Origin of the sequence: Protofrankia symbiont of Coriaria myrtifolia (assembly GCF_900634755.1) — a bacterium.
Lineage (GTDB): Bacteria > Actinomycetota > Actinomycetes > Frankiales > Frankiaceae > Protofrankia > Protofrankia coriariae.
Genome location: NZ_CAAAFS010000221.1, coordinates 1 through 21561 on the forward strand (window position 1 = coordinate 1; position 21561 = coordinate 21561).

A 21561-nucleotide genomic window follows, 5' to 3' on the forward strand; every position below is an offset into this window, starting at 1 on the left:
CCTCCGAGTGTCGTGATGCTTGCAGTCGTACCGTTGGCGCTTGTCGCGGGACGACGGCTGAGCGAGCGAGCGCTCGTGACGATCGCACTGGTTGCGTGCGCGCTCGGCGCGGTTCTCTCGGCAGTGTGGGCCGGCGCGACGCCGTCGTACGTTGCGATGGCGACCGGCACCGTGTTGATCTGGTCGGGGATCGGGTTCGGCGTCATCGCGCCCACGATGACTATCCTTGACGGTCTGCCGCCTTCTCAACAAGGCCTCGCGTCGGCACTCAACGACCTCACCCGCGAACTAGGCGCTGCCCTGGGCATCGCCATCACGGGATCGGTGTTCAACACCGCCTACCGTCACTTCCTCAGTGGGCACGATGCCTCGAGCATCGTCGCCCAGTCGCCGGCAACCGCCCTAAGCGATCCAGGTGCACAATCCCTCGACGGCATAGTTCGCGACGCTGTGCTGCATGGATGGCACAGTGCCTTCCTGGCCGCCGGCGGGGTGTTGATCGTCTGCGCGCTGGGCTCAGCACTGCTGTACCCGCGCGGGAGTCAGGACCTGCTGCCGTGACCCGCGGATACGACCTCGAGGCCCGCACACGCGAATTTTTCGAAGCGTGGGAGCCGTCCTTCGAATCCATGCTTGGCGCCTTTGAGAACCTGATGGGCCAGCGATGCCGGTGGGACCAGCGTCCGATGATCCTCACCCGGAGTCGGCGCCAAGCCTTGATCTTCCTCAAGATTGCGCACGCGACGCTGCGCCTCGCCACCGCTCGCGTCGACCTCGTCAGCATCGCGCGCGACGGTGACACCGTCTACACGCGACGGATCGACCACCTCCGCAGACCGAACGGGGACCTGATCGCGTCGCTTCCTGTGACCGGCGTCCTACGCTTCGAGGACGGCGCACTGGTCGACTGGCGCGAACATTTCAGCGTGTGGACTCTCCTGACTGAGGTCCTCTTCCATCTTGTCAAGCGTCGACCGGCAGGGTCAGTCGAGACTGAATTCGATAGCGACCTCAGACCGCATCCACTGATGCGACAGGAGCGAGCCGGCGGACGACCGTGATGTCGTCGGTCTGGTTCCTTTCGATGGAACGACCCGGCCTGCGTGCGGAGTGGGACTGCGCGACCACGTTGGGCACACCTGACCCGCGAGACCTGCTGCCCACGAGGCGGCCGGCGTCCGGCGATTTTTCACGGCACATCCCCCGCCGCGCCCATGCAGCGACGACGGGAGGAGCCATGGAAGTCGAGTCCGGGCTCGAGCATGACTTGCTCCGTTGGCTTGATCTTCGGACCGACGTTCATTGGCTGGTCAGCCAGCCCGTGCAGTTCCACTTCTCGATCCCCGAGCGGCGTCGCCCCGTGATTCACACGCCTGACTTTCTTAGCCGCCACGACGACGGGTCAGTTGTGCTCTGGGACGTCCGACCTGATCAGCGGCGCTCCGCCGACTTCCTTTTGAAGGTCGGATTAACCGCCGACGAGTGTCGCGCAGTGGGCTGGCGCCACGAGGTCTTTTCCGGGCTGCCGACACCGGTGCGGATGAATCTTCTGTGGCTCAACGGCTATCGGTGCTCGCTGCCTTGGCACGCCCCGAGACGTGACGAGATAAAGGCGCCGGTCATCAGAAGTCGAGGAGTTCGACGGTCACGGTCGCGATGTCACCCGCGGCCAGGGCTTCGGCGTTGCGGACGGCGCGCTTGACGGGCAGTACGTAACTGCCACGGGTGCGGTCAGGGAAGATCGAGGTCGTCCAGGTGCTGCCACCGATCGTGACCCGCACCCGCAGCGACCCGAAGCCACGACGCAGCCCGCCGGCCAGGTCACGGATCTCCTCGGACACCTCGACGGGCAGGCTGACGAACGTCCAGCTGTCGGCTCGCCGGGCAGCCCATATCCACAGCTCACCGTCGAAAACAACGACCATGGATGATGACCATAAATTCAAACTCGGTGTCAGACGAACCGTCCCTGACAGCCTCGGCGGCAACATCCCGCACCCGGCATGATCACCGGCGCTGATTGTCCTCTCGCGGTCGGTAGAGGTAATCGTGCCGGTGCTCCGGCAGAACGAACGAGTTCTGTTACGGAGTCCCGGATACGGACGTCTCGTGCCACGCCCGTACGAGGCCCTCAAGCTGTTTCGGTCCGCTGCCGTGCAGCACGATGTGGTCCACCCCGGCGTCGAGGTACTCCCGCAGGCGCGCCGCGCAGTGCGCGGCGGACCCGACGACGCAGCCGGTCTCCACCCACTCCCGCGGTAGCTTCGCGCCGAGATCCAGGAGTTCGCTCCGGTGGAACTTCTGATCGGCCGTGCCGCCACCCTGCAGCTCCTCCCGACTCAGCAGGCGGTGCAGTGGCTCGGGATCCCACCCGTTCTCGCGCATGATGAGCTCGCCGACGCCGTCGAAGTCCAGGTGTGTGATCATCCGTGCGTTGACGACTGCCAGCTCTTCCTCCGGTGACAGATCGGGAGCGGTGATGACGATCGCGTAGAGTTTCAGTGACCGCGGGTCGCGCCCGATCCGCTCACACGCCTCGTCCAGGCGCCGTGACACAGCGGCGACGGCCTCGACTGTCAGCTCCGAGCCAAGGAAGACGCCGTCGAACAACCGGGCCGCGAGCGCCGTCGCCTTCGGCAGCGGGGACCACGCGCTCAGGAGGAGCTGCGGCCGGGGCGCCGTCGGCGGATCGACCATGCGCAGGTTCGGGAACCGTCCCAGCGGACCGTCGTAGTCGATGGTCTCGCCGTCCCACAGGCGCAGCAGGATCGACGCGTAGTCCTCGAACGCGGCCATCTTCGGGACCGGCATGCCATGGTCGCCGAGGACCGATCCGAGGCCACGGGCGAGCCCGAGCAGCAGCCGGTCACCGAACGTCTCCTGCATCGTGGAGCCCGCGGCGGCGGTCATCAGCGGATGCCTGCTCCCCGCGGCGATCGAGCCCATGCCCAGGCGGATCCGCTGCGTGCTCGCGGCGACCGCGCCGCAGAGCACCCCGAGCTCCTTCATGTCCAGCCGCTCGGCGATCCACGCCGAGGTGAGGCCGAGGCGCTCCGCGTCGATCGCCTCCGTGATCGCCCGGGCCGGGTCCTTCACCCGGCCCGGTAGCAGGTAGATCCCGAGCTCGTCGATCGGGTCCGGCAGGCCGCCGTCCGCCACGCCGCGTTCCGGAGTGATCTCGCCGCTCCTCGTCTCCTCCCGCACGTGTCCGCTCACGCCGCGTCCTGTCCCGGCGTCGTGGCGTTCCCGGTCAGCACGGAGCGGATGTCGCCGTGGACCTCGCTCGGAAACCCGGTCATCCGGAACCACGCCTGCTCCCGCACGCTCTGGCGGGCGGCGACGCCCACCAACAATTCGCGAGCCGCGGCGCGGTCCTCGGCGCTGCCGTCGGCGGCGATCGCCGTGAAACGCGCGTCGACCGCCACCTTCAGCGCCTGGGTCTCCACCCGCAGGAGCGCGAGGTCGGGGATCGCCGAGGGGTCGGGGGCCGGGACGGCGTGCGCGTCGGTGGCGGGGACGGACGACAGCGCCGAGAGACGGTCAAGCAGCTCGCGGTACTCATCGCGTTCGGTCGCCTCATAGAGGGTCTCGGATTCCTGGACGTCGAGCACCCAGTCCAGGGTCGCCAGGACAAGACCGGCCTGCTCCTGGACGAAACTGTCGCCGGCGGGCAGCGCCGGGACAATCGACTTGGCCATCGCCGAGCGGATGCCCCGTAACTGCTGCGAGATGGTGGGGATCATGGTTCAGGCTCCTTCGAGAACACGGTTGAGCTCGGCCATGAACGACGCACCGAGGCCACTGAGGAAATTCATCATCACGTCGAGGTGCGTCATGTGGTCCGCGCTGATCCGGACACCCGATGCGCTGGTGGCCACCACCGCCCAGTACATGTTCAGCACGGTGTAGTAGCGCAGCCGTTCCGGGTCGACGGACAGGCCCGAGAGGCGTTCGTACTCCGCGACAAAGGTCTCCGTGTCGACGAGGCCGCTGCAAAGAAAACGGCCCTCATCGTCGAGGTGGCCCCAGCCGCCGAGCATCGCGTACGCAAGGTCGTGGTGCCGGTCGCCGAGGTGGCCGAGCTCCCAGTCGAGGATCGCCGTGATCTCGCCCGTGTCCTCGTCGAACAGGAAGTTCCCGTTGCGGTAGTCGCCGTGCACGATCGAGATCCGGTCGATCGGCGGGCGGTTCTCCCACAGCCACTGGCGGGTCAGCGTGACCGTCGGGTGCGGCTCGAAGGAGTCCTCCTCCCACGCCCGGTCCCACATCCCGAGCCGCCAGTCGACTCCCTGCGTCGTGCCGGCCGCCGGCACCCCGAAGGCGTCCAGGACGACGGTCGACGGGTCCAGGGTGTGCAGCGTGGCCAGGTGGGCGACGAACTGGGGGGCGAGCTTGGCCCGCAGCTCCGGCCCGTAGACCGTGCCGAGCCCGGACGCCCTGTGCTCGCCCTTTGTCGGCGCGGCGACACCACGGGTGAAGCCGCAGACCATCGCGGGCTCGCCCAGCTCGGCGCGGTCCTGGGTCACCCAGTAGGCGCGCGGCACGGGCAGGATGCCGTCGAGGGCCCGCAGGAGCTGGAATTCGCGAACGCGGTGCGTCTCCACGACGGACGCGGGCGGGTTCATCCGCAGCACCATTCGGTCGCGGCGCGGTTCGCCGTCCTCCGTCCACTCGAGGTCGAAGCTGAACTGCTCCTTCTACGCGCCGCCCGGCAGCCGGGCGAGGCCGCTGATGGTGAAGGGGCCGTCCAGCCGGTGGGCGAGGAAGGCGTGGAGGCGCTTGCCGATGTCCTCCACGCTGCGGGCGGTGTGCACGTCGTGCCCCCGGCGTCGCAGCTTCGTGCTGAGGACCTCGTCGACGGTCGGTTCGACGGGATGACGTCGACGCAGTTCCTCGATGCGCCGCTCCACACCCTCCGAAACGCTTGTGATCGCGTGTTCCGTGGTGACCATGGCCGGGAAGCTAACACCGGCCATTTCGGGCGTAACAGAGTAGGAACATACTCTGTCTGGGCGCAGACGAGCAGGCGTCCACGAACGAACACGGGGACGAGTGCGGGGACGACGCGCGCGGCGTGCTACCCGTCGGCGCGGTCAGCGGAGAAGGCGCGCCAGGTCGGTCCGCCGGGACACGCCAAGCTTGTGGTATACGCGCTGCAGGCGGTTGCCGACGGTCCGCACGGACAGCTGCAACTCGGCCGCGATGTCGCGGTCGGTGTGTCCCGCCGCGGCCAGCAGCGCGGTCTCACGCTCGGCGTCGGTCAGCCGCACCCGTGACTCGATCGGCGCGAGCGCCGGGGTGACCGCGCCCTTGCAGCGCGCCGCGAGCGCTGCCGCCCGGTGCAGCCCGGCATCCGCGCGGTGGACGTCGCCTGCCCGGCGCCAGGCGACCGCGGCGTCGGCGGCGGCCTCGGCGGCCAGCAGCTCGGCGTCGAGGTGTTCAAAGGTCGTGGCGACCGCGTCGAGCGCGCGTGGATCCTCCTCGGCGAGGGCGACGACGTGCGCGGCCCGCGCCGCGACAAGGTCGCCTTCCAGCTCTCGGGCGAGCGCAACGAGGCGGTCCACGACCCGGCGCGGCGTCCCGAGCCTGCCGATGTCGTGGAGCGCGGCTGCTGCGCCGGTATGGTCGCCGATCTGCTCGCCCACCTGGGTCGCACGGGCAAGCAGATCGCGCCCCTGAGCGATCCGCCCCTCGGCCACGGCCGTCCACGCCTGAGCCGCGAGATGGTCGGTCCAGCTCCACCGCGGCTGCTCGATCCCGAGGGCGTCGATGGCCGCGAGGGAGCGCCGCGCCGCGGCGGCGTCACCCGCGAGCGCCTGCGCCTGGGCCAGGAGCGAGAGCAGCGTGTGCTGGACCCCGAGCCGCCCGAGCCGATGCAGCAGGGTCGCCGCCTCCCGGGCGTCGCGGGCCGCGGTCCGGACGTTGCCGCGATCGCGGACGGTGCGCGAGAGGTTCCAGAGGAACCAGGCCCGCGCCTCGCTACTGCCCTCGTCAAGGCCGCGCTGGTGCTGCTCGCGGGCCAGCCGCTCGGCATCCGCGAACCGGCCCGCCTGCACGAGGAGCTCGCAGCGGGCATGGAGGTTGAACCACGGGTACCAGTCGTCAGGTTCCGTCAGGGCGACGCCGGCCGCATACGCACGGTCCGCCACGTCCAGACCCTCGCGTAATCGTCCGAGGCGCCCGAGGCTGAACGCGCCCACGACGCCCATCCACACGAGCGACCGCCCCCGCGCCTCGGCCAGCAGCGGCTCCAGGACGCGCACCGCGGCCCGCGGACCCTCACTCCCCAGCACCAGCCCGGCGCGGTGGCTCGAGACCTCCGTCCGCAGGCCGACATCGGCGATGGTGGCCTGCGCATCCTCGGCGACGCGCAGTCCGTCCTGCATCCGGCCGAGCGAGAGCCACAGGACGTCGATCCGGGCGATCGCCGCGCGCGCACGTTCCTCGTCGTTCGCCACGCAGCCCGCGAGCTCCGCGAGCTCACGCTCGGCCGCCTCCCCCCGTCCCGGCAGGGCGGCCGTCTGGGCCGCGAGCAACCGGCCGCCGAAGCCGGCCCCCGCCTCGACGGCGGCACGTGCCAGACGCTCGGCGAGCGGGAAGTCGTAGTGCCACCGGGCCGCGCGCGCGGCCTCGAGTAGCACATCGGGTTGCCCACCGCCGCCATCGAGGCGCCAGAGCCCGATCCGCAGGAGGTCGTCGCGTCGGCGGCAGCCGGTCCGCTCGACGATGGTGGCAAGGGCGCGGGCCATCGCGCCGACCCGCACGGCCGATGTCTGCGCACGCAGCACGTCTGCGTAGATGGGATGGCCAAGACGAATCTGCAGACGGCGGCTGTGGAACGCGCTGACAAGCAGACCCTCCCGCTCCAGCTCCTCGACCAGGCGCTCGTCGCCCAACGCGTCGAGCTCCGCGCCCCCGAGAGGTTCGCCGTAGGCCGTCAGCTCCAGCAGCGCTCGGGCATCGGAGGAGAGTCCGGCCAGGCGGGCGTCAACGAACTCGACGATCCGGTCCGAGGGCGCCGGCGCCCCGGTCATCCGCCACACCCCACCGTGGCGGACCAGGGTGCCGTCCGCCAGCGCGCCGCGCACGAGCTCCCGGAGAAACAGCACGTTGCCCTGGCAACGAGCGGTCAGCTCGGCGACGGTGGCACGGTCGACCTGATCCCCCAGGACCACTGTCAACAGGTCGTCGATGACGCTGTCAGCCAGATCGCTCAGACGGAGCCGGATCGCAAGGTCGTCCTTCCACAGCGAGGTCACCGCCGCGGGCGTCGGCTCTCCCGTCCGGACCGTGGCAACCACCAGCACGGCGTCCGCCGACACGAGCTGCTGGATCAGGCCCGCCGACGCCTCGTCGAGCAACTGCGCGTCGTCGACGAACAGCAGCAGGCGGCCCACGCCGCCATGGTTGACGAGGGCGTACGCCGTCCGCCGCAGCAGTCCCTCGAACGAGTCCACCGGCCCGATCCCGTCCCTTGGCTCGGGCACGGCCAACAGGGGTGCGAAGGCCCCGAACGGAGCCCGCGCCACGGAGCGCGTCGCCGTCACCCAGCGCGCCTCGTGGCCGGCCGCGGCGGCGATCAGCATTGCCTCGCGGGCCAGGCGAGTCTTACCGACGCCGGCGGGGCCGACGATGATGACGCTGTGCGGGGCCGCACCGGTGAGGGCGTGGGTCAGCGCGTCGAGTTCGGCGTCCCGGCCGATCAGGGGCCAGGTGTCCGGGGGCAGATCGGCCGGCGCGGGCGATAATCGGTCGGCGACCGCCCGCTGTTCACGATGCATCGGATCCATCCCCTGCCTCGTTGCGTGAGACTCCTCCGGCGACGATGTTCTCACGTCCGCCCGCGGGATCCTGGAATCCTGTCCGTGCCCGGATCTCGTCCGTAGGCCCTAATGGGCTTCTGCGCTACGTGTCAGCGCAAAGGCGTTCCGGTCACCCCGGCATCGTCCTACGGTGGCACCGCCGCCTGATCACACGGAAACGGACCTACCCACGCCGGGCTGAACGACCACCGGTCCGCGCGGAGATCGCGACCTTCACCGCACGACTCACGACTCACGACCGAGAACATGACATGAGGGCACAAACGGATCCAGAGTAAGGCTTCGCTGGTCCTACCGCATCAGAGCGGCCAGCTCCGCCCGTCGTGAGATGCCAAGTTTCCGGAAGATGCGTTGGAGCCGGTTGTCGACGGTCCGGGCGGAGATGCGAAGCTGCTCGGCGATCTCCTTGCTGGTGAGCCCGTTCGCGGCGAGGAGAGCGGTCTCGCGCTCGGCTGGGGTGAGCTGTGAACGTACGCTGATCGGGGCCAGGGCAGGAGTTCTCGCTCCCTCGCAGCGGCTCAGCCGGATCGCCGCGCGGTGCAGCTCGGCGTCGGCCTTCCTGGGCTTGCCGAGCCTGCGCCACGCCACGGCGGCGTCGGCCGCGGCCTCGGCGGCGAGCAGGAACGCACCCATGGCCTCGAACCTGTCCGAGACCTCGGCAAGCCCTGGTGGGTCTGCCTCGGCCAGGGCGAGGACGTGCGCGACGCGCGCGCCCGCGAGTTCGCCCTCCACGGTGGCAGCCACAGCTTCCTCCTCACCACGCTGATCATCTTCTGGATCGACTACAGAATCGTGGTCGTCACCGACCAGAGCATTCTGGTGCTCAGGGCCGGCAAGCTCGTCCCGAGCAAGCCGAAGGGAGACGCCCCGCTCGCGCGGCTGCCGCGGCAGACCGTGCTGGGGCCGCTCAGCGGTCTGTGGGGAAAGACTCAGGCGACCGGCGAAAAGCTGAACATTCACAAGCGGTTCCACAAGGACATCGCCGCCGCGGACGCCGCGATCGGGTCGGCGTCGTAACACCGGCGCCGGCGGCGGGCCGGCGGCGGGCCTGCGACGGGAGCCGGCCCGTGATCGTGAACGAGGCGCCGGCGGCCAGTCCGCCAGTGATCGGACCGACCATTGGCATGGTTTGCACAGACAAACGTATGATTACCAACCGACCGATCCACCGCCAGACGGCCTGCTGCCGGCACACCCGTCCGACCCGCCGGCCCAGGACAGGAGGAGCCCTTGTCACCCGTCACGTTCACCGAGAAGCGGGAAGCCTGCCGCACGCCGCTCGACAACCACGCCCCTTCGGCGGCGCAGGCATCCATGAGCAAGCGGTGACCGTCGATGGCGGCGAAGAACGCCGTCGAGGTGACGATACGGATTCGCACCACCCCGAACATGCGGCCGAGCTCCCGCCGCGGCAACGCCGTCACGACGTGGTGGCCCATGTGGCGGCCCATGTGGCGGCCTACCTGATCACCGGCGGTGCCGTGAAAATCCAGCGGACGTTCGTCGCCCAGAAGGCATGCCAGCACGGCCGGAGCGCGTGGTGACACTCCAACCGGCCGCCCAACCGGCCGCGCACACGACTCCGCTGCCGACGTTCGCCCAGGTCCTCGAACTGCCCGCGTTGATCGAAACCACGGTCCAACCCGAGTACATCGACTTCTACGGGCACATGAACGTCCGCTTCTACCTCATGCTCGGCGCCGAGGCCGTGGGACTGCACGCCGAGCGGATCGGCATCGACAGCACCTACCACGAACAGCGGCGGATGGGCGTCTTCACCGCCGAGCACCATCTGCGTTATTTCAGCGAACTCAGCCTCGGCGACAAGCTGTCGGTGCACAGCCGGTTCCTGGACAGGTCCCGGCGGGCCGGGCACATCATGTCGTTCCTCCTCGACCGCGAGCGCGACCGGCTGGCGTACACGCTGGAGCTGATCGTCGTGCACATGGACACGAGCACCCGCCGTCCCGTCGACATGCCCGATGACACAGCCCGGGGTTTCGACGAGCAGATCGCGCTCAGCCGTGCGCTGAGCTGGCCAGCGCCAACCTGCGGCGTAATGGGAATACGCCGCTGACGCCTCCGGGACCCGTGACGCCAGCGCCTCCGCCACGCACGCGGGTCCCGCGCCGCCGCCGGGAAACCCACCTTGTCCCGGCCATGGTTCACCCGGCGGGTGTGGACGCACCCCCGCCGAAATGAACAACCGCGCCGGGCCGTGCGGGCAAACTGAACGCACGTCTCCCGGGGCAGGAGCGGGATTCGTGAAGCTTCGCGGCACGCCAAGCTCCCACCGATGAACGGATCATCAATGGGGGCTGCCCGCGACCGGGAGAATCGAGCGACGGGGCGAGGACCAGGCCAGTCGACGCAGCGTGAGGACGACCGCCGACCGCTGGTGGTGCCGACTGCCGGCCGAGTCGTTACTGGCTGTGGTCGGCAGCCGGTCGTGGCCTTATCTCACCGGAGCCGGATACTCAGATCCGGAAGTTGAAGATGTTCGTGTCGAAGGTGTTGTAGCCGGGATAGTCGAGAAGTTCGTAGAGGCGCGCGCGCGTCTGCATCCGGTCGACGAGGCCGGCCTGGGTGCCGTCGGCGAGAATGCGGCGCAGCCCGTCCTCGACGGCGCCCATCGCCAGACGCAGGAGGGTGACGGGATAGATGACCACGCTCACACCGGCGGATTCCAGCGTGTCGGTGGTGAGGAGTTCGCTTTTGCCGAACTCGGTCATGTTCGCCAGGATCGGCACGTCGACGGCCCTGCGCACGGTCTCGAACTCCCCGGCGTCGGCCATCGCCTCCGGGAAGATCATGTCGGCTCCGGCGTCGGCGTAGGCGCGGGCCCGGTCCGCGGCGCCGCCCAGGCCCTCGACGGCTCGGGCGTCGGTGCGCGCGCAGATGAGGAAGTTCTCGTCGCGGCGGGCGGTGACCGCGGCACGGATACGGCGGACCATCTCCTCGACGGGGACGACGGTCTTGCCGTCGAGGTGGCCGCAGCGTTTGGGGTTGACCTGGTCCTCGATGTGGCAGCCGGCCAGGCCCGTGTCCTCGAGGGTCTGGATGGTGCGGGCGACGTTCATGGGCTCGCCGAAACCGGTGTCGGCGTCGACCAGGGCGGGCAGGTCGCTGACCCGGGCGATCTGCCCGGCCCGGCCGGCGACCTCGGTGAGGGTGGTCAGCCCGATGTCGGGCAGGGCCAGGTCCGCGGAGAGCACCGCGCCGGAGACGTAGATCCCGTCGAAGCCGAGCTCGGTGATGAGGACGGCGGACAGGGGGTTGAACGCCCCGGGGAAGCGCAGCAACCGGCCGGAGCGCAGGGCGGCGCGCAGCGCGGCGCGGCGGGCGTGGGCAGGTGTTCTCGCGTGCAGCATCGGTTGACGCTCCCCTCGGGCTCGATAGTTCCCCTGGTCAGAAGATTCCCTCGGTCCCGCCAGGGGTCAGGGGCGGGGACGGGGACGGGGACGGGGTGAGTCCGGCGAGCTCGTCGGGTGTCAGGTCGGGCAGCCGGATGGCGGTGTCGAGGAAGCGGTCCTGCTCGGCGGTGGAGATCACGCCCTCGGCGAGCCGGCGGAACTTGGCGATGTACTCCGCCCGCCCGAACGGCCGGGCGCCGAGCGGGTGGGCGTCGGCAACGGCGATCTCGTCGGTGAGCGTGACGCCGTCGTCGAGCTCGACGACGACCCGTCCCCCGAACGCCTTTTCCTTCGGGTCGGTGGAGTGGTAGCGCCGCGTCCACTCCCTGTCCTCGACCGTACTGATCTTCTGCCAGAGGGTGACGGTGTCGGGGCGGGCGGCCCGCTCGGGGGTGTAGGAGCGCTCGTGGTGCCAGTCACGGTCCTGCAGGGCGACCGCGAAGATGTAGGGGACGGAGTGGTCGAGGGTCTCCCTGGTGGCCGTCGGGTCGTACTTCTGCGGGTCGCCGGCGCCGGAGCCGATCACGTGATGGGTGTGGTGGCTGGTGTGGATGACGATCGAGCGGACCCGGGAGAGGTCGCCGACGCGCGGGCCGAGGCGGCGGGCGAGGTCGATCAGGGCCTGGCTCTGGTACTCGGCGGAGTGCTCCTTGGTGTAGGTGTCGAGGATGGCCCGCTTGGGCTCCCCGGTCGCGGGCAGCGACACCACGTAGCGGGCGTCGGGTCCGTCGAGCAGGTGGGCGATGAACCCGTCCTCGCCCTCGTAGCCGGGGGACGGGGCGCCCTCACCGCGCATGGCGCGATCGACGGCCTCCACGGCCATCTTGCCGGCGAAGGCGGGAGCACAGGCCTTCCAGCTGGAGATCGTGCCCTTGCGGGACTGGCGGGTGGTCGTGGTGGTGTGCAGGGCCTGCTGGACGGCCTGCTGGACGGCCTGGTAGACGGTCTCGGTGGGCAGGTCGAGCAGGGTGCCGATCCCGGCGGCGGCGGACGGGCCGAGGTGTGCGATGTGGTCGATCCTGTGGGCGTGCAGGCAGATCCCGGTCACCAGCGCCACCTGGATCTCGTAGCCGGTGGCGACGCCGCGCACCAGGTCCCGGCCGCCGAGGCCGAGATGCTGCGCCACGGCCAGGATCGGGGGGATGTTGTCGCCCGGGTGAGAGTAGTCGGCGGCCAGGTAGGTGTCGTGGAAGTCCAGCTCCCGCACGGCCACACCGTTCGCCCATGCCGCCCACTCCGGGGAGACGCGGGTGTCCGGCGGCAGGCCGAAGACCGTCCCTCCGGCCCGTCCGGGCGCGGGGGCGTGCCGCAGCGCCTGCTCGCGGGCGGCGGTCACCGGCCGGCGGCCCAGCGAGGCCGCCGCCACCCCGGCGTTGTCGATGATCCTGTTGACGATCATGTCGGTGGTGTCGGCAGGCACCTCCACCGGATCGACTGCGGCCGTCGCGATCTTCCACGCCAGCTGGTCCTCGCGCGCGAGGCGCTCGGTACTGCGGTGGACGCGGACCTCGTGGTCAGTCATGCGTGGGTGCCTTTCCAATCGTCGGCATGTTCCGGGTGTACCGCAGACGCGGTTACCGGTGGAACGCGGTTACCAGACGCGGTCGCCAACGGTCACCAGCGGTCACCAGCGGTCACCAGCGGAACGAAGCCTCGGCGCCGGCCGGTGCGGGCCCGCGGTCGCTCGCCCCGGAAGGGCGGTGAGCTGGGCCGGTGGGCGACCGGGCGCTGGTCAGTAGTTTGCCCGACCGCCCGATCACGGATCCACGTAGTTGACCCGGTTGTCGGCGGGCTGTGGTGCGAGGACGATCGCGGCAGGTTGGTTTCGGCACGATCGATGTCGCGCCCGGCCCGTCAGTGGCGGCGGAACTCTCGACGCGGAGGCTGGTGGAACTTCCTGTGATTCCCTGTGTCGAACTTCCATGTGTCGAACGAAGTCGCGTCCAGGTCCGGGCCTGACAGTCCGATGACTGTGGCTGTCGACTGCGCGGAGCCTGTCGGCTCTCGTCGTTTCGAGGATGACGTCGCCTTCACCGGTATTGGACGCTCCCGCCGCGACCGACGACTTCGCCGACCGTGGTCGGTGCTGGCTGCCGAGGCATGCCGTGCGGCGGTTTCGGATGCCGGCCTGTCGAGAGCCGATATCGATGGAGTGTGCGTGTACGGCGGCTCGTCCGGGCTACCCGGTTTGTCCGCTGGCGGAGTCCGGGGCGTGGAGCAGGCACTGGGGTTACGACCCGTGTGGCACTGTGGCGCGCGCGACGTCCCCGGCCGGATGGGTCCGATCGTGAGCGCGATGCTTGCGGTTTCCGCGGGTCTGTGCCGTCATGTCCTGTGCCTCGCCGTACCGGGTGGCGGGGGAAGCCGCGCCGGTACATGGCCCGCTCCGACGGCCGACGGTTCTCAGCGGGGGCGTTCGGCCGAGGCGTCGTCCTCGCTGCGCCGTGTCGCGCTGGCAGCTTCGGAATATCTCACGACCTTTGGCCACGGCAGGGAGGCACTGGGGTGGGTTGCGGTCGCCGCACGGCGTCACGCCGCCCGCAACTGTGATGCCCTGTGCCGTACGCCGCTCGCGATGGACCGCTACCTTGCGGCGAGGATGGTCGCCTCCCCGCTGGGACGGTTCGACTGCGCCGTGCCCTGTGACGCCGCGGTCGCGCTGGTGGTCTCGGCAACCGATGTCTGCGGTCACCTGCCACACCCACCGGTGTGGATCGACGCGGTCGGAACAAGGCGGCTCGCGGCCGAGGAAACGGATCTCGGTCTCGCGGGCTACCGGCTTGCCGCCGAGGCGCCGGCAGCACATCTGTGGAGCCGCGCATCCGTGGTTCGGCAGGACGTGGACTTTGTTGCGCTCGACGACACGTCTACCTTCGACGCCCTTTGTTGGCTGGAGGCCCTCGGGTTCTGCGCTCCGGGCGAGGCAGCCGAATTTGTGCGCGACGGCACCCGGATCGGCCCAGGCGGTGTACTGCCCCTCAATCCACACGGCGGCGAGCTTGCGGCGGGTCGCAGCGACGGCTATGGAGGCCTCTACGAGGCGGTCCTTCAGCTGCGCGGAGAAGCCGAGGAGCGACAGATACCGAATGCGCGTGCGGCCGTTGTCTCCAGCGGGGCGGCGGGTCCGGGGGCCGCGATGGTTCTGGTCTCGGACAGCCATCCGTCCACAACGCGGTCCTGGACGAGGAACTGATCAGAGCCGGCGCCAGCGGACCGGGTATCCCCGGACGTTCACCGACCGCCGCATCGCCGAGCACGCGGCCGGCAACCTGTCGTACCCGGTCCACGGCTCACGGACGTCTCCGGCGCCGGGGATTTACCGCCCCGTCATGGTTTCTCCACACGAGGCAGGCGCGGACCCGCTGCCGCCGCCAGGGTCGGCATACGTACTTTCCACGGTGGAGAACCGCATGGCGATACGTAGTTTCTCCGGTTGTTCGCGCTGTTGGCCACGCGCGACAATACCACCCATGTTTACGAGAGGGCGGGTTCGCCGGAAGTGCTTCAAGTAGCTTCGTACGACAACCGTGAGGAATCGAGATGAATAGGAGAACCGAGAATCGACTGAATCTTGTGATCGCATGGTGCGGTCCTGCCTTCGTACTCGGGTACATCATTTTCTGGGCGATCTTCGGGCACAACGTCCCGCCACCCAACATGATGGGCCTGAGCGGCGAGGAGCTTGTTGCCAAGTACTACGGACCGCACCACCAGTCCATCGCCATCGGCATGGCGGTGTCCATGAGCGTTGCCTTTCTCTACCTACCCTGGTGCTGTCTGCTCAGTGGTGTCATCAACGACAGCGAACGCGGGCCCAACGTTCTGAGCAGAATGGAGCTGACCGGTGGAGCGCTGACGGCCTGGTCACTTGGCTTCTGCCCCGGCCTCTGGCTGCTCAACGCGATACTCGTACACGATCTCGATCCGAGCGCGATCAAGGCGTTTCACGTTTTTGGCTGGTTCACCTACGACATGACCTACGGTATCACCACGGTGCAGTGCGTCGGCGTCGGCCTGTGGACGGTTCTCAACAAGAAGCAGAAAATATTTCCCGCCTGGGCCGGCTGGGCGACGATTGCGGTCGGAAGTATCTTCGTCACGCTGGTAGTTCTCCCATGGATCAAGGAGGGACCGTTCACCGTGGCGGGTACCTGGAACTTCTTCGTGATCTTCGGTTCGTGGCTGTTCGCCTTCTTTGCCCTGTACAGCTTCTTCCTGATCAGGGAAATGTCGAGGAGAAAGTCGGAGTTCGAAGCGGCGGCGCCGACCGGTGAACTGACGCCGACCGTGGATCCCGGAATCCCGGTACGGGCCTGAAACAGGCGACCCGCCTCTGGCCGGACGGAGACGGACAGCAGGCCGTGTGGACGAAGTCCGACACGGCCTGCTGTCCCCGAGGTGCTGGTGCCGACAGGAGAACGGAGCACATATCCGCGATCAGCACCACCGGGAGCGCCTGGACCGAGCGGAGGCCGCGTGGAAGACGGCAGCACCGACGAGCGAGAAGACCTCGCGAGGAAGAACACCAGACCTGCCACGGGAAGCGAAGGAATCTGGATCTTCGTTCTCATGGACATGATCGTCTTCGCTCTGATATTCCTGGTGTTCACCAGTGAACGAGTGCGACAGTACGAGGTGTACCGGGAGTCACATCAGCACCTCAACGTGGTGTTCGGTTTCGTCAACACGCTGATCCTGCTCACCAGCTCACTTTTTGTGGTACAGGCGGTTCAGGCCGCACGGCGGGGGGACGCGAGGCAGGTCTCCTCGCGTCTGACCGCGGCCCTGCTCCTGGGCCTGGCATTCTGTGTCGACAAGGCCGTCGAGTACTCTGTCACGATCGGATCCGGAATCGGGATCGCAACAAGCTCGTTCTTCACCTTCTATTTTGCCGTCACCTTCATCCATCTCGCGCACGTGCTGGCGGGCATGTCCTTCATGTATTTTTTCCAGCGGAACCGCGACCGGCTCGCCAGCGACGACGGGTACCTGACCGGCCTTGAGAACGTCGGCATCTTCTGGCATTTCGTGGATCTTCTGTGGATCTTCATCTACTCGCTGCTGTATCTCATATGAGGGGTGCCGAATGAACAGCGCCGACTCTGCGGTGGCGGTGTGGTGGGTGCTGACCGCGCTGACGACCGGATCTTTCGTCGTGATCGAGGGAGGTCTGGTCACCTCGATCGCCGCTGCGCTGATCACCGCCATGACCGCCTACAAGGCCAGGCTGATCATTCTGCATTTCATCGAGGCGAAACACGCTCCCGCGACCTGGCGACTGCTGTACCTGACATGGGCCTTTGCCATGACTTCGATCATAGTAGTGGGGAACTATACGGCCATCATCGTCTCCTGTAAGTCGGAATGCTTTTCCTGAAAGCTCGGGACGGCGACGGCATCGAGTGCGTCGCTATGAAGAACCGTCGATATGAAGAACCGCCGTGACATGGTTTTCGTTCGCCGTGCCGACGGCCGGAACAATCGGAGGACAGGATGAATCGTCTGGTGGGCAGGGTCGCCATCGTGACCGGTGGAGCTCAGGGGATCGGGAAGGCCGTCGCCCTTCGATGCGCCGCCGAGGGGGCCAAGGTGGTGACTGCCGACCTGCAGGCGTCGGAAGCAACCGTCAAGGAAATCATCACGAACGGCGGGGAGGCCCTGCACGTCGTGATGGATGTGCGTGACCGGCACGACTGGAAACGACTTGTCACCGAGACGGCGAAGAGCTTCGGACCGGTCGGTCTCCTCGCCAACGTGGCCGGAGTCACCAACACGTTTGGCGCCGACAACATCGTCGATCTCACCGACGAGGGCTGGAACCATGTGATCGACACCGACCTGCGAGGAGTGTGGCTTGGCCTGCAGGCCGTCATTCCAACGATGCTCGGGCAAGGGGGTGGTGCCATTGTCAACATCGCTTCGATGGCAGCGCTGAAGGGTCTGACCAACCTGGCGGCCTACTCTGCGGCCAAGGGCGGCATGGTAAGCCTGACAAGGCAGGTCGCGATGGAGTACGGCGCACAGGGAATCCGCTGCAACTGTATCTGTCCAGGCACCATCGACACACCGATCCTGGCGAACATTCCTGACGACCTGCGGCGGAAGTTCGCGAGCTCGCACATAATCCACCGCCTCGGAGATCCGGCCGAAATCGCGGCCGCAACCGCGTTCTTCCTGTCCGACGACTCGGCGTTCTGCACGGGTGGGATCCTGCCGGTGGACGGCGGCTGGAACAGCAAGGGAAATGACTGAGTCACCCGTGACGCCGTCGGTGGCCTGTTGTCGTCCTCGCTCTTCGACGGGGTGACCAACGGCATGGTTCCGGCGGAGTCACGTGTGCGTGCCGCGTCCGCGGTAACTACGACTGGCCAGGCCCCAACAGTCGTACGTAGCACGGATGACGTGAGCGGGCCAGGGCCGCAAAATATTTATATTAGTCGTCGAGAGAGGCACTGCTGACATGCATTTCGGACTGTTGTTGCTGCTGGCAAATGCCAGCTCTGGAAAGTCTGACAGCGAGCTGTGGAAGGAGGAGATGCGGCTCGGCGAGATCGCCGAAGACCTCGGCTACGACTCGGTGTGGGTTCCGGAGCATCATTTCGACAGGCCCTACTGTGTCTCGCCGGACCCGCTCCAGGCGTTGACATACCTCGCCGCGCGCACCAGTCGGATCAAACTGGGGACCGGGGCCATCATCCTGCCGTGGTGGCAGGGGCAGAACGACCCGCTCCGGCTGGCCGAACGTATCAGCATGCTGGACGCGCTGTCCGACGGCAGGCTGCTGCTGGGCATCGGACGTGGACTCGCGCGTGACGAGTACGAGCGCTTCGACGTCAGCATGGACGAGTCCCGCGAGCGGTTCACCGAGTCCGCCACGATGATTCTCGACGGTCTTGAGAAGGGCTACATCGAACACGACGGAAAATATTTCAGGCAGGCCCGCGCGGATGTCTTCCCGAAGCCTGAGAGGGGATTCCGGGACCACCTGTTCAACATCGCCATGTCGCCGGCGTCCACCCTTGCGGCCGCTGACTTCGGCGGCACGATGATGTGCTTCAACTACCAGTACGAGATCGAGAAGCAGGCTGACCAGTTCAATACCTGGCGCGCGCGGTACCGGGAGAAGCAGGGTACCGAGCCACCTCCTCCGGTGCTCCTCGACTTCGCGTACTGCCACGAGGACCCGGACGTCGCGGACAAGACAATGCGACACCATCTCGCACCATTCTTTTCGGCCATGGTCGACCACTACGAGTTCGATGGTCAGCACTTTGGGCGGAGCAAGGGCTACGAGTCGTACCAGGAAGGTGCGGACCTGCTGCGGGAGGCCGGCCGTGAGGCCGGGTTCGAGAACTTCTACGGACTGCAGTGGAATGGCACACCCGAGCAGATGATCGAGCAGATGCGTCGTCGGATCGAGCTGATCGGAGACTTCCAGCAGATGCTGCTCGTCTCGTTCGGTGGAATGCCCCTGGAGACGGTACAGGCCAGTCTCAGGCTGATTGCCGAGGAAGTCGTTCCCGAGGCCAACAGAATCGCGGAGTCCGCGAGGGCCTGACCAGAAGTTCATGGTACGGCGCCGGCGAGCGGCCGCCAGCACGGTTTTTCCTGTGTTCGCGGCTGGCGGCCGCCAGCCGAGTTCTGACGAGGGAGGCCAGCAAAGTGCGAGACGTGTCGTCGCCCTATTGGAACCCCGGACGTGAACTGCGGGATCCCGCGGACCGGGACGCGTCGACCCTGGTTCAGCTTCGCCGGCAGCTTGAACGTGCGTACGAGCTTCCGTTCTATCGGCGCCGCTGGGACGCCCACGGTTTTCACCCCGACCAGGTGCGGAGCTTCGACGACTTCACCAAGCGGTGTCCTGTCATCACCAAGAAGATGCTGGTCGACGATCAGGCCGAGCATCCACCGTTCGGCTCCTATCTGGGCATACCGCGCAACGACATCTACCGGATCCACGGCTCGAGCGGCACCTCGGGTGTGCCCACGATGTACGGCGTCGCGCGAAGCGACTGGGATCATGCCCGTGAGATCTTTGCGCTGACCCACTGGGCGTCGGGCGTCCGGCCCACCGACACGGTTCACTTCGCTTTTCCGTTCGGTATGTTCTTCGGTGGCTGGGCGATGTTGTACGCGGCCGAGTCGGTGGGAGCCACCGTGCTGCCGATGGGCGTCGCCGACACGCGCCGGCACATCGAGATGATCGACCGGATGGGCTGCACGGTAGTCGAGGCCACTCCGACGTACATGCTGCACATGGCCGAGGTGGCGCGGGAGATGGGATACGACCCCGCCGCCTCACCACTGCGGCTGTTTCTCAGCGGCGGAGAGCCGGGTGGTTCGATTCCCTCGACGCGACGGCTCCTGCTGGAGACCTGGGGCCTGGAGACGGTCTGCGACGCGGGGACCTCGTCCGAGATGTTCCCGTTCGTGACGAATGCCGAATGCAGCGAGATGAACGGCATGCACGTCTACACCGACGAGGTCTGGACGGAGATCGTTCACCCCGACGACCCGGCGAGCCCGGTCCCGGAGGGTGAGATCGGCAATCTCGTCTACACGCATCTGTGGCGGGTCTCCCAGCCAATGATCAGATTTGCCTCGAACGACCGCAGCTATCTGACCAGGGAGCCCTGTCCATGTGGCCGGACCTATCCCCGGCTGCCGCGGGGCCTGCTGGGCAGGGCGGACGACATGCTGGTGATTCGCGGCGCCAACATCTTCCCGTCGGGTATCGAGCACGCCCTGCGCGGCGTCGACGGGCTCGGCCCGGAGTTCCGGATCAGGGTCACCCGGCAGGGCAACCTGGACGAGATCGCCGTGGAGGCCGAGGTCGCTCCAGCCCACTCCGGCGGAGAAGAGGACCGTGCCCGGCTGAGGAAGCGCACGGAGGAGGAGCTCAGGCACAGCTGTCTCATTCGGATCCCGGTCACCCTTGTCGATCACGGAACGTTCGAGCGGGCGACGTTGAAGTCGCGGCGGGTGATCGACGAGCGCCCGAACAGCCGACAAGGAGAACCGCGTGAGCGCCCCACCAGATGAAGTGACAGATGAAGTGAACATTCTCAGCCCCGAGGCGATCCGCGACCCCTACCGGTATTTCGCCCGGGTCCGGGACGAACATCCGGTGCTGTGGGATCCTCGTTACAGGTCGTGGCTGCTGACCAGCCACGATGTGGTGTCGAAGGGCTTGCGGGACGCCCGTTTCTCCTCGGATCGAATCGCGCCGTTCATCGAGTACAAGCTCAGTGGTCCGGACACGGACCCGTTGGTTCGGCAGGCCTTCACGGTCCTGCGGAACTGGATGGTGTTCCAGGACGAGCCCAACCACCTGCGTCTGCGGGCGCTCGTGCGCCGGGCGTTCACCCAGAAGTCGGTTGTGCAGATGGCGGAGCGTGTCCGGAGCCTGTCGAACGAACTGCTGAAGAACATCGATCTCAGCGGTGGGTTCGATCTGATCGAGAAGTTCGCCTATCCGCTCCCGGCGATGGTCATCGCCGAAATGCTCGGTGTGCCGGTGGCCGACCGCGACCGGTTCAAGGAATGGTCCGACGACATCGGGACGCTGGTGTCGGCGGGTCTCGACGATCCTGATCGGTATCGTCGATCCGCCCATGCCATGGACGAGCTGATCGCGTTCTTCCGCGATCTTCTCCGGCACTACACGAAGCATCCCGCGGCAAACCTCATCACAGCCCTGATCCGAGCGCGGGAAACCGACGACAGCCTGTCCGAGGCCGAGCTGATCGCGACGTGCACCCTGCTGCTGTTCGGCGGCCACGAGACCACCGCGAACCTCATCGCGAACTCGATACTGGCGCTGATACGGCATCCGGACCAGATGCGGGTGTTCCGCGAGGGCCGGGTCCCGGTCCGGGGCGCCGTCGAGGAGTTCCTCAGGTACGACGGCCCCGGCAAGGCGGTCGTCCGCGTTCTCGCCGAGGACGCCGAGTTCGAGGGCGCGCGGATGCGCCAGGGGCAACGCGTGTTCATGCTGCTCGCGTCGGCGAACCACGACCCGGCCGTGTTCGACAGCCCCGACGTGCTGCGCCTCGACCGCACGGCGGCGAAACCGCATGTCGCTTTCGGTTTCGGCGCTCATTTCTGCCTGGGTGCCGCGCTGGCCCGGCTGGAGGCCTCGACCGCGCTCCCGATCGTCGTGCGGGCGCTGCCCGGCCTCCGGCTTGCCGACCGCGAGCTGACATGGCAGCCGGTGTTCCTCACCCGCGGGCTCCGGGAGCTCTGGGTCGAGGCCGGCGGGAGCCGGCCGTGACCTACGCGCTGCCCGACGCGATCCCGGCCGAGCGCTCCGGCAGGCTACCCGC

The 21561-nt window shown here is 67.8% G+C and carries 20 protein-coding genes and 2 pseudogenes; 13 read left to right on the forward strand and 9 right to left on the reverse strand.

From position 1 onward, the window contains the following. A pseudogene (locus tag CM1CMNOD_RS12320) lies at positions 1 to 561 on the forward strand (hypothetical protein); the annotation flags it as partial. After that, complete coding sequence (locus CM1CMNOD_RS12325; protein WP_013873946.1) at positions 558 to 1061, forward strand: limonene-1,2-epoxide hydrolase family protein; 504 nt, start codon at positions 558 to 560, stop codon at positions 1059 to 1061. The pseudogene CM1CMNOD_RS12320 and the gene CM1CMNOD_RS12325, both read left to right, overlap by 4 nt. Positions 1062 to 1622: 561 nt before the next feature. On the opposite strand, the gene CM1CMNOD_RS12330 is transcribed toward CM1CMNOD_RS12325, so the two are convergent. The 7 genes and pseudogenes from CM1CMNOD_RS12330 to CM1CMNOD_RS12360 all read right to left on the reverse strand — a co-directional run bounded on the left by CM1CMNOD_RS12330 (position 1623) and on the right by CM1CMNOD_RS12360 (position 8567). Then, positions 1623 to 1925 carry a DUF1905 domain-containing protein gene (locus CM1CMNOD_RS12330; protein WP_013873947.1) on the reverse strand — a complete coding sequence of 101 codons (303 nt, stop codon included), beginning with the start codon at positions 1923 to 1925 and terminating at the stop codon, positions 1623 to 1625. A gap of 157 nt (positions 1926 to 2082) precedes the next feature. Then, positions 2083 to 3216: a TIGR03857 family LLM class F420-dependent oxidoreductase gene (locus tag CM1CMNOD_RS12335; RefSeq protein ID WP_013873948.1), complete on the reverse strand. Its 1134-nt coding sequence runs from the start codon at positions 3214 to 3216 to the stop codon at positions 2083 to 2085. Beyond that, positions 3213 to 3743, reverse strand: a complete 531-nt coding sequence (locus CM1CMNOD_RS21775) for a hypothetical protein (RefSeq protein WP_013873949.1) — start codon at positions 3741 to 3743, stop codon at positions 3213 to 3215. The genes CM1CMNOD_RS12335 and CM1CMNOD_RS21775 overlap by 4 nt, the downstream gene beginning before the upstream one ends. 3 nt (positions 3744 to 3746) lie before the next feature. Further along, positions 3747 to 4649: pseudogene (locus CM1CMNOD_RS12340) on the reverse strand (phosphotransferase family protein); the annotation flags it as partial. 48 nt (positions 4650 to 4697) lie between these two features. Continuing rightward, positions 4698 to 4952, reverse strand: coding sequence for a hypothetical protein (locus tag CM1CMNOD_RS12345; RefSeq protein ID WP_131772566.1), 255 nt, complete (start codon positions 4950 to 4952; stop codon positions 4698 to 4700). A 141-nt stretch (positions 4953 to 5093) separates the two neighbouring features. Beyond that, the gene (locus CM1CMNOD_RS12350; RefSeq protein ID WP_131772567.1) at positions 5094 to 7781 is read right to left on the reverse strand and encodes an AAA family ATPase; all 2688 of its coding nucleotides are present in this window, start codon (positions 7779 to 7781) and stop codon (positions 5094 to 5096) included. Between the two features lie 333 nt (positions 7782 to 8114). Then, a complete protein-coding gene (locus CM1CMNOD_RS12360) occupies positions 8115 to 8567 on the reverse strand; it encodes a helix-turn-helix transcriptional regulator (protein ID WP_237702750.1) in 453 nt (150 codons plus the stop codon). On the opposite strand from CM1CMNOD_RS12360, the gene CM1CMNOD_RS12365 reads away from it, so the two are divergent. From CM1CMNOD_RS12365 to CM1CMNOD_RS12375, 3 genes are read left to right on the forward strand one after another with little or no spacing between them, the layout of a single operon-like run. Beyond that, positions 8520 to 8840 carry a hypothetical protein gene (locus CM1CMNOD_RS12365; protein ID WP_013873952.1) on the forward strand — a complete coding sequence of 107 codons (321 nt, stop codon included), beginning with the start codon at positions 8520 to 8522 and terminating at the stop codon, positions 8838 to 8840. The two genes, CM1CMNOD_RS12360 and CM1CMNOD_RS12365, sit on opposite strands and share 48 nt — an antisense overlap. A 50-nt stretch (positions 8841 to 8890) precedes the next feature. Next, on the forward strand, positions 8891 to 9367 hold the full coding sequence (locus CM1CMNOD_RS12370; RefSeq protein ID WP_131772568.1) for a hypothetical protein: 477 nt from the start codon (positions 8891 to 8893) through the stop codon (positions 9365 to 9367). After that, positions 9364 to 9900, forward strand: coding sequence for a thioesterase family protein (locus CM1CMNOD_RS12375; protein WP_013873954.1), 537 nt, complete (start codon positions 9364 to 9366; stop codon positions 9898 to 9900). Before CM1CMNOD_RS12370 ends, CM1CMNOD_RS12375 begins: the two co-directional genes overlap by 4 nt. 400 nt (positions 9901 to 10300) lie before the next feature. On the opposite strand, the gene prpB is transcribed toward CM1CMNOD_RS12375, so the two are convergent. Together prpB and CM1CMNOD_RS12385 are read right to left on the reverse strand one after the other, a co-directional pair. Beyond that, positions 10301 to 11194 (reverse strand): methylisocitrate lyase, encoded by an 894-nt coding sequence (gene prpB / locus CM1CMNOD_RS12380; protein WP_013873955.1) that lies wholly within the window; start codon positions 11192 to 11194, stop codon positions 10301 to 10303. A gap of 37 nt (positions 11195 to 11231) precedes the next feature. Beyond that, positions 11232 to 12758 carry an MmgE/PrpD family protein gene (locus CM1CMNOD_RS12385; RefSeq protein WP_013873956.1) on the reverse strand — a complete coding sequence of 509 codons (1527 nt, stop codon included), beginning with the start codon at positions 12756 to 12758 and terminating at the stop codon, positions 11232 to 11234. A gap of 561 nt (positions 12759 to 13319) precedes the next feature. Between CM1CMNOD_RS12385 and CM1CMNOD_RS12390 the strand changes: the two genes are divergently transcribed. The 8 genes from CM1CMNOD_RS12390 (at position 13320) to CM1CMNOD_RS12425 (ending at position 21509) form a co-directional block, all read left to right on the forward strand. Beyond that, entirely contained in the window at positions 13320 to 14429 is a 1110-nt protein-coding gene (locus CM1CMNOD_RS12390) for a thiolase family protein (RefSeq protein WP_131773998.1), read from the forward strand. Between the two features lie 464 nt (positions 14430 to 14893). Continuing rightward, the gene (locus tag CM1CMNOD_RS12395) at positions 14894 to 15553 is read left to right on the forward strand and encodes a hypothetical protein (protein ID WP_131773999.1); all 660 of its coding nucleotides are present in this window, start codon (positions 14894 to 14896) and stop codon (positions 15551 to 15553) included. 159 nt (positions 15554 to 15712) lie between these two features. Next, complete coding sequence (locus tag CM1CMNOD_RS12400) at positions 15713 to 16312, forward strand: cytochrome c oxidase subunit 3 (RefSeq protein WP_013873958.1); 600 nt, start codon at positions 15713 to 15715, stop codon at positions 16310 to 16312. Between the two features lie 10 nt (positions 16313 to 16322). Further along, the gene (locus CM1CMNOD_RS12405; RefSeq protein ID WP_013873959.1) at positions 16323 to 16613 is read left to right on the forward strand and encodes a cytochrome C oxidase subunit IV family protein; all 291 of its coding nucleotides are present in this window, start codon (positions 16323 to 16325) and stop codon (positions 16611 to 16613) included. A gap of 116 nt (positions 16614 to 16729) precedes the next feature. After that, positions 16730 to 17488: an SDR family NAD(P)-dependent oxidoreductase gene (locus tag CM1CMNOD_RS12410; protein WP_013873960.1), complete on the forward strand. Its 759-nt coding sequence runs from the start codon at positions 16730 to 16732 to the stop codon at positions 17486 to 17488. A 208-nt stretch (positions 17489 to 17696) separates the two neighbouring features. Continuing rightward, on the forward strand, positions 17697 to 18794 hold the full coding sequence (locus CM1CMNOD_RS12415; RefSeq protein ID WP_013873961.1) for an LLM class flavin-dependent oxidoreductase: 1098 nt from the start codon (positions 17697 to 17699) through the stop codon (positions 18792 to 18794). A 113-nt stretch (positions 18795 to 18907) separates the two neighbouring features. Then, a complete protein-coding gene (locus CM1CMNOD_RS12420) occupies positions 18908 to 20278 on the forward strand; it encodes a phenylacetate--CoA ligase family protein (protein WP_202797624.1) in 1371 nt (456 codons plus the stop codon). Continuing rightward, a complete protein-coding gene (locus tag CM1CMNOD_RS12425; RefSeq protein WP_013873963.1) occupies positions 20259 to 21509 on the forward strand; it encodes a cytochrome P450 in 1251 nt (416 codons plus the stop codon). The genes CM1CMNOD_RS12420 and CM1CMNOD_RS12425 overlap by 20 nt, the downstream gene beginning before the upstream one ends. Positions 21510 to 21561: the final 52 nt, after the last annotated feature.

Bases quoted from the DNA above. Each gene is read 5' to 3' on its own strand.
- CM1CMNOD_RS12330 (WP_013873947.1), bottom strand. From the start codon at position 1,925: ATGGTCGTTGTTTTCGACGGTGAGCTGTGGATATGGGCTGCCCGGCGA.
- CM1CMNOD_RS21775 (WP_013873949.1), bottom strand. From the start codon at position 3,743: ATGATCCCCACCATCTCGCAGCAGTTACGGGGCATCCGCTCGGCGATG.
- CM1CMNOD_RS12345 (WP_131772566.1), bottom strand. From the start codon at position 4,952: ATGGTCACCACGGAACACGCGATCACAAGCGTTTCGGAGGGTGTGGAG.
- CM1CMNOD_RS12350 (WP_131772567.1), bottom strand. From the start codon at position 7,781: ATGCATCGTGAACAGCGGGCGGTCGCCGACCGATTATCGCCCGCGCCG.
- prpB (WP_013873955.1), bottom strand. From the start codon at position 11,194: ATGCTGCACGCGAGAACACCTGCCCACGCCCGCCGCGCCGCGCTGCGC.
- CM1CMNOD_RS12385 (WP_013873956.1), bottom strand. From the start codon at position 12,758: ATGACTGACCACGAGGTCCGCGTCCACCGCAGTACCGAGCGCCTCGCG.
- CM1CMNOD_RS12395 (WP_131773999.1), top strand. From the start codon at position 14,894: ATGATGGGCCTGAGCGGCGAGGAGCTTGTTGCCAAGTACTACGGACCG.
- CM1CMNOD_RS12405 (WP_013873959.1), top strand. From the start codon at position 16,323: ATGAACAGCGCCGACTCTGCGGTGGCGGTGTGGTGGGTGCTGACCGCG.
- CM1CMNOD_RS12410 (WP_013873960.1), top strand. From the start codon at position 16,730: ATGAATCGTCTGGTGGGCAGGGTCGCCATCGTGACCGGTGGAGCTCAG.
- CM1CMNOD_RS12415 (WP_013873961.1), top strand. From the start codon at position 17,697: ATGCATTTCGGACTGTTGTTGCTGCTGGCAAATGCCAGCTCTGGAAAG.